The sequence below is a fragment of the Stenotrophomonas sp. RIT309 genome (assembly GCF_000632045.1).
GTDB classification, from domain to species: domain Bacteria; phylum Pseudomonadota; class Gammaproteobacteria; order Xanthomonadales; family Xanthomonadaceae; genus Stenotrophomonas; species Stenotrophomonas indicatrix.
The window spans coordinates 205194-222054 of sequence record NZ_JFYS01000034.1; the positions used below are offsets into that span (position 1 = coordinate 205194).

Below are 16861 nucleotides of genomic sequence, written 5' to 3' on the forward strand. Positions count from 1 at the left end.
TTAACCCTCCACCACGAGGCCCATGGAACGGGCAGAGCCAGCGATGGTACGCACGGCGGCGTCCAGGTCGGCGGCAGTCAGATCCGGTTCCTTCGCCTTGGCGATCTCTTCCAGCTGCTTACGGGTGACCTTGCCGACCTTCTCGGTGTTCGGGCGCTTGGAGCCCGACGAGATGCCAGCGGCCTTCTTCAGCAGGGTGGTGGCCGGAGTGCTCTTGGTGATGAAGGTGAACGTACGGTCCGAATAGGCCGTGATGATCACCGGAACCGGCAGACCCGGCTCGAGCTTCTGCGTGGCGGCATTGAAGGCCTTGCAGAATTCCATGATGTTCAGGCCGCGCTGACCCAGCGCAGGACCGACCGGCGGCGAGGGATTGGCCTGACCGGCCTTCACCTGCAGCTTGATATAACCGACAACTTTCTTTGCCATGTGAGTACTCTCCGGGTGCTAGCGCCTTGCGACAACAGGCTCCCCATCGGACCGGGAATCACGCGTCCCGGCATCGCGTTTTGAAATCATGCCGAAGGCCACCTTTCGGTGGCCTCGTCCCGCCAGCTTCCCAACGGGAGCCGCGCAGCATATCAGATTTTTTCTTCACATGCCTGAAGCGACATATGAATGCAGATCAGACGGCCTTTTCGACCTGACCGAACTCAAGTTCGACCGGGGTGGCGCGACCGAAGATCAACACCGAGACGCGCAGACGGCTCTTCTCGTAATTGACCTCTTCGACGACACCATTGAAGTCGTTGAACGGACCCTCGGTGACGCGGACCATCTGGCCCGGCTCGAACAGCACCTTCGGACGCGGCTTCTCGACGCCTTCCTGGACACGGTTCAGGATCGCCTCGGCCTCGGAGTCGGCGATCGGCAGCGGACGATCGGCGGTTCCGCCGATGAAGCCCATGACGCGCGGGGTTTCCTTGACCAGATGCCAGCTTTCGTTGTCGATGCGCGGAATACCGGCTTCTTCGTGGGTCTCGATCTGGACCAGCACGTAACCCGGGAAGAACTTGCGCTCGGAACGGCGCTTCTGGCCGGCGCGCATTTCGATCACTTCCTCGGTCGGAACCAGGACGTCGCCGAAGCGCTCTTCCATGCCGTCACGGACGATGCGATCGCGCAGAGCCTGCGCCACCGACTTCTCGAAGCCCGAATAGGCGTGAACGACGTACCAACGCTTCATGCATTTCTCCTTAGCGGCTCAGGAACCACTGAGTCAGTTTCTGGATGAAGAAGTCGAACCCGCCCAGCAGCAAGCTGAGAATCAGGACGACGACAATCACCACCCAGGTCATGCGAATGGCTTCCTGGCGGGTCGGCCAGACCACTTTACGCAGTTCAAAGCGCGACTCGGAGAGGAATTCGCGGGTGTCGCGCCCCTTGCCGGTCAGCATGAACACGCCGATACCGCCAACCAGGCCGACCACGACCGCCAACGCACGCAGCTGACCCGCCCACGCGCCCAGCTGGGCAGCGCGACCGGAGTCGGCGGAGAACCAGAACCAGACGAACAGACCTGCCAGCACCAGCAACGATGCGAGGACGTACTTGACGATATCCCCGCCTTGCGCGGAGGTGTCCTTGGAATGTTCGATCTTGCTATTCATCAGGCTGTGTCTGCTTTAGCGGCAGGGCCGCTCGGTAAGGTGGGCAGATGGCACGCCAGGAGGGACTCGAACCCCCAACCTGCGGTTTTGGAGACCGCTGCTCTGCCAATTGAGCTACTGGCGTACGTTGAAAACTTGCCTTCCCTTAGACGGCGAAGGCGGACCGAGGTTCCCGGCCCGCCACTCGCCAGACCGGCAGCGCTATGCGACCGCCGGCATGCAGGCTTACTCGAGGATGTTGGCAACCACGCCAGCACCGACGGTACGGCCACCTTCGCGGATGGCGAAGCGCAGGCCGGCGTCCATGGCGACCGGGTTGATCAGGGTGACAACCATCTTCACGTTGTCGCCCGGCATCACCATCTCGACGCCTTCCGGCAGCTCGACCGCACCGGTGATGTCGGTGGTACGGAAGTAGAACTGCGGACGGTAGCCCTTGAAGAACGGGGTGTGACGGCCGCCTTCGTCCTTCGACAGCACGTACACTTCGGCGTCGAACTTGGTGTGCGGCTTGATCGAACCCGGCTTGGCCAGAACCTGGCCACGCTCGACGTCGTCACGCTTGGTGCCGCGCAGCAGCAGACCGGCGTTGTCGCCTGCCTGACCCTGGTCCAGCAGCTTGCGGAACATTTCCACGCCGGTCACGGTGGTCTTCTGCACCGGGCGGATGCCGACGATTTCGATTTCTTCGCCGACCTTGATCACGCCGCGCTCGATACGACCGGTCACCACGGTGCCGCGGCCCGAGATCGAGAACACGTCTTCGACCGGCATCAGGAACGCCTTGTCGACGTCACGCTCCGGGGTCGGGATCCAGGTGTCCAGCGCCTCGACCAGCTTGATGACGGCCGGCACGCCGATGTCGCTCTGGTCGCCTTCCAGCGCCAGGCGGGCCGAACCCGAGATGATCGGGGTGTCGTCGCCCGGGAAGTCGTACTTGCTCAGCAGCTCGCGGACTTCCATTTCGACCAGTTCCAGCAGCTCGGCATCGTCAACCATGTCGGCCTTGTTCAGGAACACGACGATGTACGGCACGCCGACCTGACGCGACAGCAGGATGTGCTCGCGGGTCTGCGGCATCGGGCCGTCAGCGGCCGAGCACACCAGGATCGCGCCGTCCATCTGGGCAGCACCGGTGATCATGTTCTTGACGTAGTCAGCATGGCCCGGGCAATCGACGTGGGCGTAGTGACGAACGGTGGATTCGTATTCGACGTGCGCGGTCGAGATCGTGATGCCACGTGCCTTTTCTTCCGGCGCAGCGTCGATCGCGGAGTAATCCTTGAACTCGCCACCAAAGCGCTCGGCACCGATCTTGGTCAGTGCGGCGGTCAGCGTGGTCTTGCCGTGGTCGACGTGACCGATGGTGCCGACATTGACGTGCGGCTTGGTGCGCTCGAACTTACCCTTGGCCATGGCTGCTTATCTCGAATTCGTCTGGTGTGGTGCTGAAGATGGTGCTCACAAAAGGAATCGAACCTTCGACCTCTTCCTTACCAAGGAAGTGCTCTACCGACTGAGCTATGTGAGCGAGTTTTGCATTATGGCATGAACTCGATAATATTCAAAGTTCATTCAATGGAGCGGGAGACGGGAATCGAACCCGCACCATCAGCTTGGAAGGCTGAGGTTCTACCATTGAACTACTCCCGCACCGGGAATGTGCCACAACGTGAAGCTGGTGGAGGGAGGTGGATTCGAACCACCGAAGGCGTAAGCCAGCAGATTTACAGTCTGCCCCCGTTGGCCGCTTGGGTATCCCTCCTTACCACCCCATTCCGTGCCGCCGAAGCGTTGCGGTGTGTGGTGGTGAGCCCGCAATTCTGGAGATGAAGCGGGGGTCTGTCAACGCTTTTTTTCACTTTTTTTCACGCGCGTCGCAAACCCCTTGATACGCAAGGGTCTGCTCAAGGCAGCGCGATTGTCTCGTCGGCAAAGATGGCCACATGGGCAACGCCATCGGCCCCGATCCAGCCCCGATACATGCCCTGGGTGTTGAACGGCGCTGCCGCTTTTCCATCTGCAGAGAGCACGATCGCCCCGCCGTCGCCGCCCATCTGCGGAATCGCGTCGTTGATCACGCCCTTGCCCGCCTGTTCCGGCGACTGACCGAGGTAGCGCATGCGCGCGCAGATCTCATGGGCTGCCGCGGTACGGATGTAGTACTCGCCCCAACCGGTGCCCGACACCGCACAACGCGCATCGGCCCAGGTGCCGGCACCGATGATCGGCGAATCGCCGACACGTCCATAGCGCTTGTTGGTCATGCCGCCAGTGGAGGTGCCTGCAGCAAGATGCCCCTGTGCATCCAGGGCGACCGCACCGACCGTGCCGAAGTGCTTTGCGGTTTCCAGGTCGGCATGCGCCTGCCCGCTCGCTTCTTCCTTCAATGCACGCTGCAGCTGCTGCCAGCGCTTGTCGGTGCGGAAGTAGGAGGGGTCGACCAGGGTCACGCCCTGTTCGGTGGCGAAGGCTTCGGCGCCCTGCCCCACCATCATCACGTGCCTGGACTTCTGCATCACCGCCTGCGCGAGGAGGATCGGGTTGCGCACGCGCTGCACGCCGGCCACTGCTCCGGCCGCCTGGGTGGCACCGTCCATCACCGCCGCGTCCAGTTCATTGCGGCCTTCGTGGGTGAACACCGCGCCCTTGCCCGCGTTGAAGGTCGGATCATCCTCGAGCACGGTGATGGCCGCGGTCACCGCCGCCAGTGCCGGACGCCCGGCTGCAAGTTCGGCATGGCCCTTCAGCAATGCCGCCTTCAGCGCAGCGCGCGCGGCCTGTTCTTCTGCCGCGGAAAGATCCTTGCGCTCCACCCCGGCACCGCCGTGGATGACCAGCAGCGGTGATGCGGTGGGTGCGGCCTGGGCCAGCAGTGGCAGGGACAACAGCGCGGACAGCGCCATGCGCAGTTTCATGGAAGCAGATCTCCAGCAGGACAAGGATTGGATTGCACGGTAGCGTCGGGCCATGCCTGGTGGAAGGCACAGCGCGGCGGCATCCGCCGGGCATGGCCCGGCGCTACCGGATCATTGGCGGACGACTTCAATCTCGCCATCGCTGATTTCAGCCAAAGCCTGGTAGGCCGCGTCGGCCTGCAGGTCATCCAGGCGCATGCGACTGCCGCTGGCGACCACGGTGACCGGTACCGCATGGAAGCGCAGCGGTTCGCCTTCCACCAGCCGGTCGGCGTCGCGTCCGGGGCTGACCACCCAGACCTTGCCTTCGCCGTCGGCACTGTAGACCTGGGCCTGGCCGTCAGGCTCCACGCACAGGGCCGTGTCTTCGTCGACGCCGATGCCGACCATGTCCGGGTCACCGCTGTCATGCGCGGCGCGGGCCACGAACACGATCAGGCGACCGAGACGGTCGCGCTTGTCGAAGTGGGTGTCGGTGACCACCCGCTGCAGATAGGGCAACTGCAGGAAGCCGCGGTCCAGGGTCACCGCCTCGCCCATCGGGTCGGCCATGGCGCTGGCCGAATCGATGCTGCCGCCATCCAGTGCGCCATAGGCGTAGCCGCCGAGGATGGCCAGCCCGGCGCTGGTGCCGGCAATCGGCTTGCCGGCGCGCACGTGGGCATTCAGCGCGCGATTGAGCGCGGTGCCTTTCCAGAAGCGGATGTAGCGGGACTGATCGCCGCCGGCGATGAAGATCGCATCGGCCGCGGCCACGACCCGCAGCACGGCCGGGTCATCGGCGCCGCGGCGGTTGTCGAACACCAGGGTCTGCACGGCGGTGGTGCCGCCAATCTCCCGGTACAGACGGTCCTGCAGCTCATCGGTGCCGGAGGCGCGCAGGATCAGCACGCGGCCATTGCCGGCCTGGCGCAGCCACCACTGGAAGGCTTCAGGCACCCATTCGCCACCGCCCATCAGCATCATCGCGGGGGCTCGCGGGCCAGGCCGCGGCGCATCCAGATCGCCCACTTCGTAGTAGGCGAAGCCCGGGTCCATCAGTTCCTGTGCCGCCGCTGGCCATGACCAGAAGATCGCCGACAGCAGCAAGGCGATGAGCGGGCCACGCAGCCCGTAGCGAAGGCGTCGCATTTTGATCTCCCTGAACAAAAACGACCTGCAACCGTTTTCACTCTTTGCCAGACATATCCCCAGTAGTCAAGGACATGAAAAAGGCGTTAAATGCGCGCGCCCATTCCTGAAATGTGAATGGGGGACAGGGCCCCTCCTCTGTGGGCCGGCATTACTTCCGAGAATTTCTCATGCGTAGACAGGCGATGGCGTGGTCGATCCAGCTGGCGTTGATGGGCGTTGCTGCTTCGGCGGCGGCACAGACTCCCGCTTCCTCTTCGGTACAACAGCTGGATGCGGTGCAGGTGACCGGCTCACGCATCCCGCGCGCCCAGGTGGAAGGACCGGCGCCGATCACTGTCATCAACGCAGAGCAGATCCGCTCCAGCGGCTTCACCACCGTGCCGGACGTGCTGCGCGCGATGACCCAGAACGGCGGTGAGACGCAGAGCCAGCAGTCCTCCGGCGGGGCCGATTTCTCGCCGGGTGCGCAGCAGGTCGACCTGCGCGGGTTGGGCCCGAACCACACCCTGGTGCTGGTCAACGGCCGTCGCATCGCCGACTTCCCGATGCCGTTCAAGGGCCGCAGCAACTTCACCGATGTGTCCAACATTCCGCTGGGCATGATCGACCGCATTGAAGTGCTGACCGGCAGCGCGTCGGCGATCTACGGCTCGGATGCAATCGCCGGCGTGGTCAATTTCATCCTGAAGAAGAAGGCCGATGGCACCACCCTCGACATGCGCATGGGCACCACCACCGAAGGCGGTGGTGAGTCGTTCGACATGAGCCTGGCCAGCGGCTTCAGCAGCGGCAACTTCAACGCGGTGTACAGCGTCGAACTGCAGTCGCAGACGCCGCTGTGGGCCTACGACCGCGACATCCAGGACTCGACGCAGGACGGCCCGACCGAAGGCGCGCGCATCGCCCGTCGTTCCTACCTGCGCACCGATTACAACGATGACTACCTGGACCCGGGCGCGGCGACCTGCGAGGCGTTGGCCGGGCAGAACCAGGGCAGCACCTACCGCGCGTTCCGTCCGCGCTACGGCTACTACTGCGGCAGCGACAGCTCGATCGGCTACGGCACCATCCTCAGCAAGCGCCGCGGCGCCAACGGCTATGCCTCGCTCAGCTACGACTTCGACAACGGCCAGCAGTGGTTCGCCGACGTGCAGCTGGGCTACCACACGATGTCGCTGATGCGCGATGTCACCAAGTGGGGCCGCATGGCCGCCGACGGCGATGAGTCGGGCTACTTCAACAATGAAGCCACCGGCGAGATCGAGTTCTGGCAGCGCCAGTTCTCGCCCGAGGAAATGGGCGGGCTGGACAATGCGATGGTGCGCAGCACGCAGAAGACCTTCAGCGTGACCACCGGCTTCAAGGGCAACCTGACCGGCAACTGGGACTACGAAGCAGCACTGAGCCATTCGCAGTACCAGTCGCGGATCAGCTGGGCGCAGATCATCGCATCCAAGGCCAACGACCTGTTCCTGGGCCCGCAGCTGGGCGAGGACGAGGATGGCTTCCCGATCTACAACGCCGATCCGTCGCGCCTGTACCGGCCGCTGACCCGTGCCGAGTACGATTCGATCGCCGCACGCACCACCTATACGCCGAAGTCGCGCACCGAGACGGCTGCGTTGACCCTGACCAATGGTTCGCTGTTCACCCTGCCCGGTGGCGATGCCGGCTTTGCCGCGACGGTGGAAGTGGGCCAGCAGGCCTATGCGCTCAACCCGGACCCGCTGGCGACCGGCTATTACTACTACAGCTGGAAGGATTCGGACGGCAATGGCTCGCGCAACCGCTGGGCGACTGCCGCCGAGCTGCGCATGCCGCTGCATGAGACGGTCAACCTGAGCGTGGCTGGCCGTTACGACCAGTACCGCTATTCGGGCCACACCATCGGCAAGGCGACCTGGAGCGGCGGCCTGGAATGGCGCCCGATCGACACGCTGCTGGTGCGCGGCTCGTACGGCACCGCGTTCCGTGCGCCGGACCTGCACTATGTATTCGCCGGCCCGGGCAACGACGAGACCAGCGCGGAAGATCTGTACAACTGCCGCGCCGACGCCGCCGATGATTGCGCCGACTACGAGCGCAACGTGATCCGCAGCCGCAGTGGCAACCGCGAGCTGGAACCGGAAACCAGCACCTCCTGGAGCGCGGGCTTCGTGTGGTCGCCGGCCGCCGGCCTGGACCTGTCGGCCGACTGGTTCAACATCGACATGCGCGACCAGGTGCAGGACATGGACGTGCGTACGATCCTGGCCAACGAAGCGAACTGCCGGCTGGGCAGCGCCGACATCGGCTCGCCGACCTGCGTGGATGCCCTGGCCCGCGTCACCCGCACCGCCGACGGCCGCCTGTACGGTGTGCACGTCAATCCGATCAACGTGGCGCGCGAGTCCACCTCCGGCATCGACGTCGGCCTGCGCTACCGCCTGCAGACCGGCATCGGCGACTTCATCTTCAATGGCACCCACACCTGGGTGAAGAAGCATGACTTCCAGCGCTATGCCGGCGATGTGACCGAAGACCAGTTCGCGATCAACAGCGGCTTCGATATTCCCCGCACCAAGACCAGCGTCAGCGTGACCTGGGAAAAGGACGCCTGGTCGGCCACCGTGTACGGCTCGCGCCTGGGCAAGCTGCCGACCTCGGACAGCTACGACCAGGTGTTCGACGAGGAAAGCGGCGACAGCCCGTGGATCAAGGCGACCTACCGCTACAACGCTTCGCTGCAGTACCGCTTCGACGATCACTCGCGGTTGTCGCTGTCGGTGGTCAATGTGTTCAACAAGATGCCGCCGAAGGACAAGACCTATACGGCGTACCCGTACTACGACGTGTCCTGGTTCGACAGCGTCGGCCGTACCATCAACCTGCAGTACACCCACAAGTTCGGTGGCAGCGCGCTGTAAGGACGCCCTGCTGCTGGCTCGCCACAGACCCCCGCTTCGGCGGGGGTCTTTTTTTGACCGCCTGCCGCTGCCCCAGCCTGAACGGTTCCCCGCCGGCGGCGGCCTCCACGGCGGGCGCGCCGCTTTTTAGGACATGGCTGATTCCGGGCGGGTGACCGTCGTCCCTAGGATCGGTGCATGTTCCGATTCCCTCGCCCTTCCCTGCCCCTGGTCGCACCGCCGACCACCGCCTCGGTGCTGCTGCGCTGGCTGACGGTGTGCGTGTTCCTGTGCCTGGCTGCCGCCACCGGCTTCTACCTGCTGACCGCGTTGACCGAAGATATCTCCAGCCACCGCCGCGACATGAATGCCGCCGCGTACAGGGCGCAGATCTACTTCGACCAGCGTGAGGCCCTGCTGCGCTATCTGGGCGATTCGGTGGTGGTGGGTGATCCGTCGGCGCCGTCCAGCGAGGGCGTACGCCAGCTACCGTTGGACGGGCCGGGTGGAAAGCCGGGCCAGCGCCTGCTGCTGTCGCCGCGCGCAGAACACACGCTGCAGACCCTGCAGACCCATCTGCTGCTGGTCGACGCGCAGGGAACGCATTGGCTGGCCGGCGGCCAGGCCGACGTGGACATCGCCGGCCTGCCCACGCTGCATGTACTGCAGCAGCGCAGCGGCACGCTTGCCGGTACCGATCCGGTGTACTGGCTGCGCGCGGGCGACGCCGGGGTCGCTCTGGCACAACCGGTACAGGCCGGACCGCAACCGGGCCAGTGGTTGATGCTGCTGCTGGACAGTGCGGCCGCCTCGGACATGATCGATGGCCAGGGCATCGGCGGCTACGCCCTGCTGGACCGCGACGGGCAGCCCGCCCTGTCGAGCCTGGCTCCGCGCCTGGACAGCGCAGGCTGGAAAGCACTGCAGCAGCGCCAGGACGACAGTTTCGGCGTGCTCTGGAGCACAGGCCTGCCACGCGGCGTGGCCTTGGTGAAGGGCGTAGGCAATGACGGCTGGCGGCTGGTCTATCACCTGCCTCCACGCCTGCTGCTCGGCGACATGGCGACCTCGCTGCTGATCAGCAGTGCGTTGCTGCTGCTGGCGGGCATCGCGCTGCGCCTGCTGCGGCATCGCGTCGACCGCCAGTTGATCCAGCCGGCCCTGCTGCAGCACCGGCGCCTGCTGGAAAGCCTGGATTTCAGTTCCACGGTGATCGACCTGGCGCCGGTCGGCATCTGTGTCCTGCGCCGCAGCGACCGCCAGCTGCTGCTGTCCAACCAGCTGCTGCGCGACTGGCTGGGCGAGGAAGGCACGGACAGCGATTGGCAGGCACCGTGGCGCGGGCATGCCGGCGAACGCGGTCGCGGGCTGGAGTTCACCGCACGCGACGGTCGCCAGCTGCAGGTACTGCATGCGGCCTGCCGTTACCAGGATGACGACGTGCTGCTGTGCGTGTTCCATGACATCTCACGCCATCGCCAGGCGCAGGCGGCGCTGTCCTCGGCGCGGCAGGCGGCCGACGCCGCCAACCAGGCCAAGAGCGCGTTCCTGGCGACCATGAGCCATGAGATCCGCACCCCGCTGTACGGGGTGCTTGGCACGCTGGAGCTGCTCGGCCGCACGCCCCTGGATGCGCGCCAGTCGCAGTACCTGCGCACCATCGAGAGTTCCTCGTCGGTGCTGTTGCAACTGATCAGCGACGTGCTGGATGTGTCCAAGATCGAGTCGGGCCAGCTGAGCCTGGAGCCGGCATCGTTCTCGCCGCGCGAGCTGACCGAGAGCGTGCTGCGCAGCTTCGCCGCTGCGGCGACGCGCAAGGGCCTGCAGGTACTGGTCTGCACCGATCCCCGGTTGCCGACACGGGTGCTCGGTGATGCCGACCGGATCCGCCAGGTGCTCGGCAACCTGCTCAGCAATGCCATCAAGTTCACCGAGCATGGCCGGGTGGTGCTGCGCGTACGACTGGTGCACCGCGAAGGCGAGTCGAGCGTGCTGGCCTGGCAGGTCACCGATACCGGCGTGGGCATCGCCACCGAGGAACAGGCACGCCTGTTCGAGCCCTTCCGTCAGGTCCGTGGCGCTGCCAGTGCGCAGGGCACCGGGCTGGGCCTGTCGATCAGCGACCGCCTGGTGCGCTTGATGAGTGGCGAACTGCGCGTGGTCAGCGAGCCGGGACTGGGCAGCAGTTTCACCGTGCGCCTGCCCTTGCCGGTGCTGGCGGCGACCGAGGATGGCCCCGCGTTGCTGGCCGAACCGCCGGTCTACGTGCGCGGCCGCGATCGCGAGCTGGTCGATAGTGCCTGTGGCTGGCTGCGCCGCTGGGGTGCCAATGCGCAGCCGCTGCAGGGCGATCCTGCCCTGCTCGACCACGCCGGCGCGATCCTGATGGATGGCGAGGCGGAACAGCCGTTGGCCTGGCAGGGACCGCGGGTGCTGGCCTCGATCGATGGTGGCGACCAACCGGCACCTGCCGCCGATGGCGCGCTGCTGGTCACCCTGCATGGCATGTCCTCGATCGCCTTGGCGGTGGCACGCCAGCAGCGCCAATGCGCAACGCTGCCGACCGCAGCGCGCGATGTGCAGCCAGGCCCGCTGGGACTGCGGGTGCTGGCCGTGGAAGACAATCCCATCAACCGGGTGATCCTGGCCGAACAGCTGCAGGCCCTGGGCTGCGAGGTGGAGCTTGCGCAGGATGGTGTCGAGGCGTTGCAGCTGTGCCAGGCCCATGACTTCGACCTGGTGGTCACCGACATCAACATGCCGCGCATGGACGGCCACACCCTGGCGCGCCGGCTGCGGGCGGAGGGCGTTCTGCTGCCGGTGATCGGCGCCACCGCCAACGCTACCGCCGAGGAACGCGAGCGCTGCCTGGCCAGTGGCATGCAGGGCTATCTGAGCAAACCCATCGACATCGCACGCCTGCGTCAGGCGCTTTCCGCCGTTCGCCAAGGAGATCCTGCATGACCCGCCGTGTCCTGATCCTGGAAGACCAGCCGTTCCAACGCGGCTATCTCGTCAATCTGTTCAGCGCGCGCGTCGGCGTGCAGGTCGACGCCTGCGAAGACGTCGATGCGGCTATCGCCCTGTGTGCCTGCCAGGCCTATGACCTGGTGGTGAGCGATCTGTTGATGCCCGGCCAGGATGGCATCCAGTTCATCCAGGCACTGGCCGCGCAGCCGCGTCCGCCGCGGCTTGCCGTGGTCAGCGCAGCCTCGCGGCGGATGATGAGTTCGGCACGGTTGATGGCTGAATCACTGGGCCTGGACGTGGTGGGGCTGTTGGCCAAGCCGGTCGCCGCCAGCGATGTCGATGCGCTGCTCGATGCACTGGCGCAGACCCGGCCAGCCGTACGCACCAGCCCGGCTGCACTGACTCCCGAGCCGGACGCGGTGCAGCTGCGGCAGGCGCTGGCCGACGGCAGCCTGACTGCCTGGTTCCAGCCGAAGAAGTCGTTGCAGTCCGGGCGCGTGGTTGCCGCCGAAGCACTGGTGCGCTGGCGCCATCCGCAGCTCGGAACACTGGCGCCTGGAAGCTTCCTGCCGGCACTGTGCCGCCATGGCCTGGAGGGCGAACTGCTGCGCGCGATGCTCACCGCCAGCATCCAGGCGCAGGCGCGCTGGCGCTCCCAGGGATTCCGCGTGCCGGTATCGATCAACCTGCCGCCGCATCTGCTGGAGCAGTCCGATCTTCCCGATGAGCTGCTGGCATTGACCCTGGCCGCCGGCGGCAACCCGGCTGACCTGTGCTTCGAACTGATGGAGAACAGCACCACCCGCCACGTGAGCGACTTCTATGCAGGCGCGTGCCGGTTGCGGATGAAGGGGTTCGGCCTGGCCCAGGACGACTTCGGCCAAGGCCTGAGCTCGGTGCACAACCTGGTCAACACCCCCTTCACCGAGGTCAAGATCGATCGTGCGCTGGTCAGCGGCTGCGCGCGCGATCCCGCCCTGCACCTGACCTTGACCACCGTGATCGCGCTGGCCAACCAGCTCGGCCTGACCATCGTTGCCGAGGGCGTGGAGAGCGATGCCGATCTGGCCGCGCTGCGCCAGCTCGGCTGCAACCAGGTACAGGGCTTCCTGATTTCGCAGGCGCTGCCCTCGGACGACTTCACCCGACTGCTGGACGAAGATGCTCCGGATGAGGGCGCGCGCGGCAGCCGTGCAGCATCGCGCTGACAGTCGAGGCTGAAAGGCTTCACAATCCCATCAAGAGTCATTGACGATCCTCTCTGCGCGGCGGTACCGGCCGTGCCCCGGGCCCTTCGGGGCCGCCATCGACCGCCTACTGCTCCGAGACCTGCCCATGCCGGCCGAGGCCGCTCCCGTACGCCGACTCGCCCGCCGCTCCCTGCGCGTACATGCCCTGCTGATTGGCGTGGTGGTGCTGGCAACCCTGCAGGCCGGCCTGCTGCTGTCCACCGGCAGCCAGCTGTTCAACGAAGAACAGAGCAAGATCCGCTATCACTTCCGTCGCCTGGACGGCACGCTGCAGGAACAGGACCGCTTCCTGCGGCAATGGCGCCTGCATGACGTGGGCAGTCGCGGGCAGCCAGTGGACGAATCTGCCTCGCGTGCGCCGCCCAGCCCCTTGTTCGCCAGTTTCGCCCGGATCGGTGCCGACAGCGGCGCTTCGGCACAGGCAGCGGACGAACTGGGCGACCGCTTCCTGCGCTTCTACGGCGCCTTCTGGGCGGCCTCCCGGTTTCCGCCTCCGCAATGCCTGCTGGTCGATGGCCAGGGCCGCCGTGGCCTGCTTGCGCCGATCCAGACAACGCGTGGTGATCCGGGCCAGAGCAGCCCGCATCACCTGCATCCGGCACTGGCCGCCATCCACCAGGTCCTGCGCGAACGTCCAGCGCTGCGCCGCGGCAGCGTGGTCTGGACACCGGTGGCCTGGCGCGAAGGCCAGACCCGGCTGCTTGCCATCGCGCACGCGCCGCAGGATGCCCGCCTGTGGGGCGAGAACGAGGACGAGTCCCTGGCCGCCGTGGCCTGCCTGCTGGATCCCGGCCGCGTCGATGACTACCGCCAGGTGATGGGTACGCCGGTGTTCGAACGGATGTCGCTGTTCGATGGCAACGGCCGCCTGCTGCTCGGTGATGCCAGCGATGCCAGCCGCGCCGCTACGTCGTGGCGCGCGGGACTGGACGGCCTGCTGTTCCGCATGCGCAGCGAACACGGCTGGCTGGCGGTGTATCACGTGGGCTGGCAACAGGTGTTCCAGCACCCGCGCGGGCCGCTGCTGGGCAGCATGGTGGTGGCACTGCTGCTGGCCACCGGTGGCGTGCTGATCCTGCGTGCCTACCGGCGTTCGGTGATCGAACCACTGCGCCGCAACCATGCGCGGTTGCTGGAAAGCGAAGCCTTCAGCCGCACCATCCTCGACAACGCACCGATCGGATTGTGCCTGCTGCGTCGCACCGATGGCCGCGTGCTGCTGGACAACGCGCTGGCGCGTCAGTGGCTGGGGGAAGACTACGACGAGGGTGGCTGGCACGGGCCCTGGCGACGCAGCGTGCTCGCCGCCGGCGGCACCGCCACGGGCGACGGCCTGGCCTACACCACGCCGGACAACCGCCACCTGCTGATCACCGCCACGCCCGCGCGCTATCGCGGCGAACCGGCTGTGCTGTGCCTGTTCATCGATCTCAGCAGCCAGCACGAGGCCGAGCAGGTGCTGCAGCAGGCACGGCGCGCGGCCGACCAGGCCAACCGCGCCAAGAGCCAGTTCCTGGCCACCATGAGCCATGAAATACGCACCCCGCTGTACGGCGTGCTCGGCACGCTGGAACTGCTTGGCCTGACCCCGCTGGATGCGCGCCAGCAGGACTACCTGGACACGATCCAGCGCTCGTCATCGACATTGATGCAGCTGATCAGCGACATCCTGGATGTCAGCAAGGCCGAGGCCGACCAGCTGAGCCTGGAACCCGGCGCGTTCGATCCGGTGCGGTTGACCGAGGACGCACTGGACTCCTACGCCGCTGCCGCCGCACACAAGGGCCTTCAGTTCTACGCCTGCATCGACCCGGACGTGCCGGCTGCGGTCAACGGTGATGCCGCGCGCATCCGCCAGATCCTCAACAACCTGATCAGCAATGCGCTGAAGTTCACCGACAGCGGTCGGGTCGTGGTACGCCTGGGTGCACAGCACGTCGATGATCGCTGCTGGCTGCGCTGGCAGGTGGCAGATACCGGCATCGGCATCGCCAGCGAGCACCAGGCACATCTGTTCGAACCCTTCTTCCAGGCCAACCCGGGCACCGATGCCATGCGTGGCACCGGACTGGGCCTGGCGATCTGTGCACACCTGACCGCGATGATGGACGGCCACCTGCGGGTGGTCAGCGAAAGCGGCCTGGGCAGCAGTTTCTCGGTCGAACTGCCGCTGCCTGAGGCAACGCCCGACCCACTGCAGGCGGCTTCACCGCAGTTGCCGGCAGGGCTGCCGGTGCAGGTTCGCGGCAGCGTTCGCGAGTTTGCACAATCGATATGCGATCGGCTGCAGCAGCGTGGCGCACAGGCCAGCGTGCACCGCGACGATGCGCCGGCGCTTGTCGACCCTGGCACGGTGATGCTCGACCTTGTGCTGGACGAGGGTGCGCCTGCGTGGAGTGGACCGCAGGTGGTGGCCTGCCGCGAAGGCGGAATGCAGCCGCAACAGGTGCAGGGACATTGGCAGGTCGGCGTGCATCGCCTGGATGCGATCGTGATGGCGCTGGCGGCTGCAGCCGGGCGAGCACTGCCCGCCGAGGTCAACGGGCGTCTGCCCGCGACACGCAGGTTCGGCGGGCTGCAGGTGCTGGTCGCCGAAGACAACCCGATCAACCAGGCGATCCTGCGTGACCAGCTGGAGCAGCTCGGCTGCCACGCCGTGGTCGCCAGCGACGGCAATGAGGCCCTGCGCTATTGGCCGCAGCGTCCTTTTGCCCTGGTGTTGACCGACCTCAACATGCCGGGACTGGACGGTTACGGTCTGGCCCGTGCATTGCGCGCGCGTGGGGTTGGCGTACCGATCCATGGCGCAACCGCCAACGCCGACCCGGCCGAACGGCAACGCTGCCACGAGGCAGGGATGCAGGGGGTGCTGGTCAAGCCGATCACCCTGGCAGCACTGCAGCGCCTGCTGACCCAGGTCACGGCCGGGCCGCACAGCGAACCCAGCGACGACGATGCCGATGTTCCGCTGCAGGTTCCGGAAAAGATGCAGGCGTTGTTCGTGCAGACCATGCAGGCCGACCTGGACAGCCTGCAGCGGGCGATCGGCGATGCCTCGCCCGAACGCGTGGCACAGGTGCTGCACCGCATCCGCGGCGCACTGGTGATCGTCGGCGCACCGGCACTGGTGGCACACGGCCAGCAGATCGAACAACAGATCGGCGACGGCGACACGCTGCCTGCCCTTGCCGGGGCGCTCGATCATTTCCAACGGCGCCTGCAACGGCTGCTGGGACCATTGACGCACGTCGCCGCCCCCTCACCTTCCCGCAACCCGACACTGCCATGACCACCCGCATCCTCATCGCTGACGACCACCCGATCGTGCTTGCCGGCATCCGCGATGTCCTGGCTGGCGAACTGGACCTGGACGTGGTCGGCGAGGCCGCCGATCCGGCGACCCTGATCGAGTTGATGACGAGCACCCAGCCCCATGCGGTGATCACCGATTACAGCATGCCCGGTGGTGACAGCTTCGGCGATGGCATAAAGCTGATCTCGTTCCTGCGCCGCAGCTTCCCGGACACGCATGTACTGGTATTGACGATGGTCTCCAATCCTTCGCTGGTGGCAGCCATGTATGCCGCTGGCGCGGGCGGCGTGGTGCTCAAGAGCCACGGCCTGGGCAGCCTGGTGCAGGCGCTGCGCACGGTGCTGGCCGACCGCATCTATCGCCCGCCCGGACTGATGCCGGTTGCCGCGGCGGAACCGGCCGATGCCGCGGTGGTGCTGGCACGCCTTTCTCCACGGGAACTGGAAGTAATCCGCCTGTTCACCGGCGGCATGAGCGTGGGCGACATCGCCCGCCAACTGCAGCGCAGCGCGAAGACGGTCAGCACCCAGAAGATCAGCGCGATGCGCAAACTGGGCGTGGACAGCGACCAGGCGCTGATCGAGTACTGCCTGCAGGCCTCGTTGTTCGCCTGAGGCGTCCACAACGCTGAACCGTGCCCGGCCCATGCGCCGGGCACGAAGTGCTTTAGGAAACGCCTGATTCCATAGGACAGGGCTGATTTCTAGTCTGGATGCATCCCGCCACGGTGACGACGTCCCATCGTCATCGCGTTACCGGCGGGAGGGAAACCGGATGGCGC

Annotated in this window: 11 protein-coding genes and 4 tRNA genes; 5 read left to right on the forward strand and 10 right to left on the reverse strand. The window is 66.2% G+C overall.

Going from position 1 to position 16861, the window contains the following annotated elements; genetic code table 11:
* The 10 genes from rplK to BW38_RS04375 form a co-directional block, all read right to left on the reverse strand.
* The gene (gene rplK, locus BW38_RS04420) at nt 1-429 is read right to left on the reverse strand and encodes a 50S ribosomal protein L11 (protein ID WP_004145248.1); all 429 of its coding nucleotides are present in this window, start codon (nt 427-429) and stop codon (nt 1-3) included.
* A 196-nt stretch (nt 430-625) separates the two neighbouring features.
* Nucleotides 626-1186: a transcription termination/antitermination protein NusG gene (nusG, locus tag BW38_RS04415; protein ID WP_025879350.1), complete on the reverse strand. Its 561-nt coding sequence runs from the start codon at nt 1184-1186 to the stop codon at nt 626-628.
* Between the two features lie 10 nt (nt 1187-1196).
* Nucleotides 1197-1610, reverse strand: coding sequence for a preprotein translocase subunit SecE (gene secE, locus BW38_RS04410; protein WP_025879351.1), 414 nt, complete (start codon nt 1608-1610; stop codon nt 1197-1199).
* A 48-nt stretch (nt 1611-1658) separates the two neighbouring features.
* Nucleotides 1659-1734: transfer RNA gene (locus BW38_RS04405), tRNA-Trp, on the reverse strand.
* Between the two features lie 101 nt (nt 1735-1835).
* Nucleotides 1836-3026 (reverse strand): elongation factor Tu, encoded by a 1191-nt coding sequence (gene tuf / locus BW38_RS04400; RefSeq protein WP_032977440.1) that lies wholly within the window; start codon nt 3024-3026, stop codon nt 1836-1838.
* A 39-nt stretch (nt 3027-3065) separates the two neighbouring features.
* Nucleotides 3066-3141 (reverse strand) — tRNA-Thr (locus tag BW38_RS04395).
* A gap of 48 nt (nt 3142-3189) precedes the next feature.
* Nucleotides 3190-3263, reverse strand: a tRNA-Gly gene (locus BW38_RS04390).
* Nucleotides 3264-3289: 26 nt separating this feature from the next.
* A tRNA-Tyr gene (locus tag BW38_RS04385) sits at nt 3290-3375 on the reverse strand.
* A gap of 142 nt (nt 3376-3517) precedes the next feature.
* Entirely contained in the window at nt 3518-4528 is a 1011-nt protein-coding gene (locus BW38_RS04380; protein ID WP_032977444.1) for an isoaspartyl peptidase/L-asparaginase, read from the reverse strand.
* Nucleotides 4529-4639: 111 nt separating this feature from the next.
* Nucleotides 4640-5659 (reverse strand): cyanophycinase, encoded by a 1020-nt coding sequence (locus BW38_RS04375; RefSeq protein WP_032977445.1) that lies wholly within the window; start codon nt 5657-5659, stop codon nt 4640-4642.
* Between the two features lie 170 nt (nt 5660-5829).
* On the opposite strand from BW38_RS04375, the gene BW38_RS04370 reads away from it, so the two are divergent.
* From BW38_RS04370 to BW38_RS04350, 5 genes are all read left to right on the forward strand, one after another.
* A complete protein-coding gene (locus tag BW38_RS04370) occupies nt 5830-8568 on the forward strand; it encodes a TonB-dependent receptor (protein WP_032977446.1) in 2739 nt (912 codons plus the stop codon).
* Between the two features lie 177 nt (nt 8569-8745).
* Nucleotides 8746-11511 carry a response regulator gene (locus tag BW38_RS04365; protein WP_032977448.1) on the forward strand — a complete coding sequence of 922 codons (2766 nt, stop codon included), beginning with the start codon at nt 8746-8748 and terminating at the stop codon, nt 11509-11511.
* The gene (locus tag BW38_RS04360) at nt 11508-12725 is read left to right on the forward strand and encodes an EAL domain-containing response regulator (RefSeq protein ID WP_032977449.1); all 1218 of its coding nucleotides are present in this window, start codon (nt 11508-11510) and stop codon (nt 12723-12725) included. The genes BW38_RS04365 and BW38_RS04360 overlap by 4 nt, the downstream gene beginning before the upstream one ends.
* Nucleotides 12726-12852: 127 nt before the next feature.
* The gene (locus BW38_RS04355; protein WP_032977450.1) at nt 12853-16056 is read left to right on the forward strand and encodes a hybrid sensor histidine kinase/response regulator; all 3204 of its coding nucleotides are present in this window, start codon (nt 12853-12855) and stop codon (nt 16054-16056) included.
* Nucleotides 16053-16694, forward strand: coding sequence for a response regulator transcription factor (locus tag BW38_RS04350; RefSeq protein ID WP_025879152.1), 642 nt, complete (start codon nt 16053-16055; stop codon nt 16692-16694). The genes BW38_RS04355 and BW38_RS04350 overlap by 4 nt, the downstream gene beginning before the upstream one ends.
* Nucleotides 16695-16861: the final 167 nt, after the last annotated feature.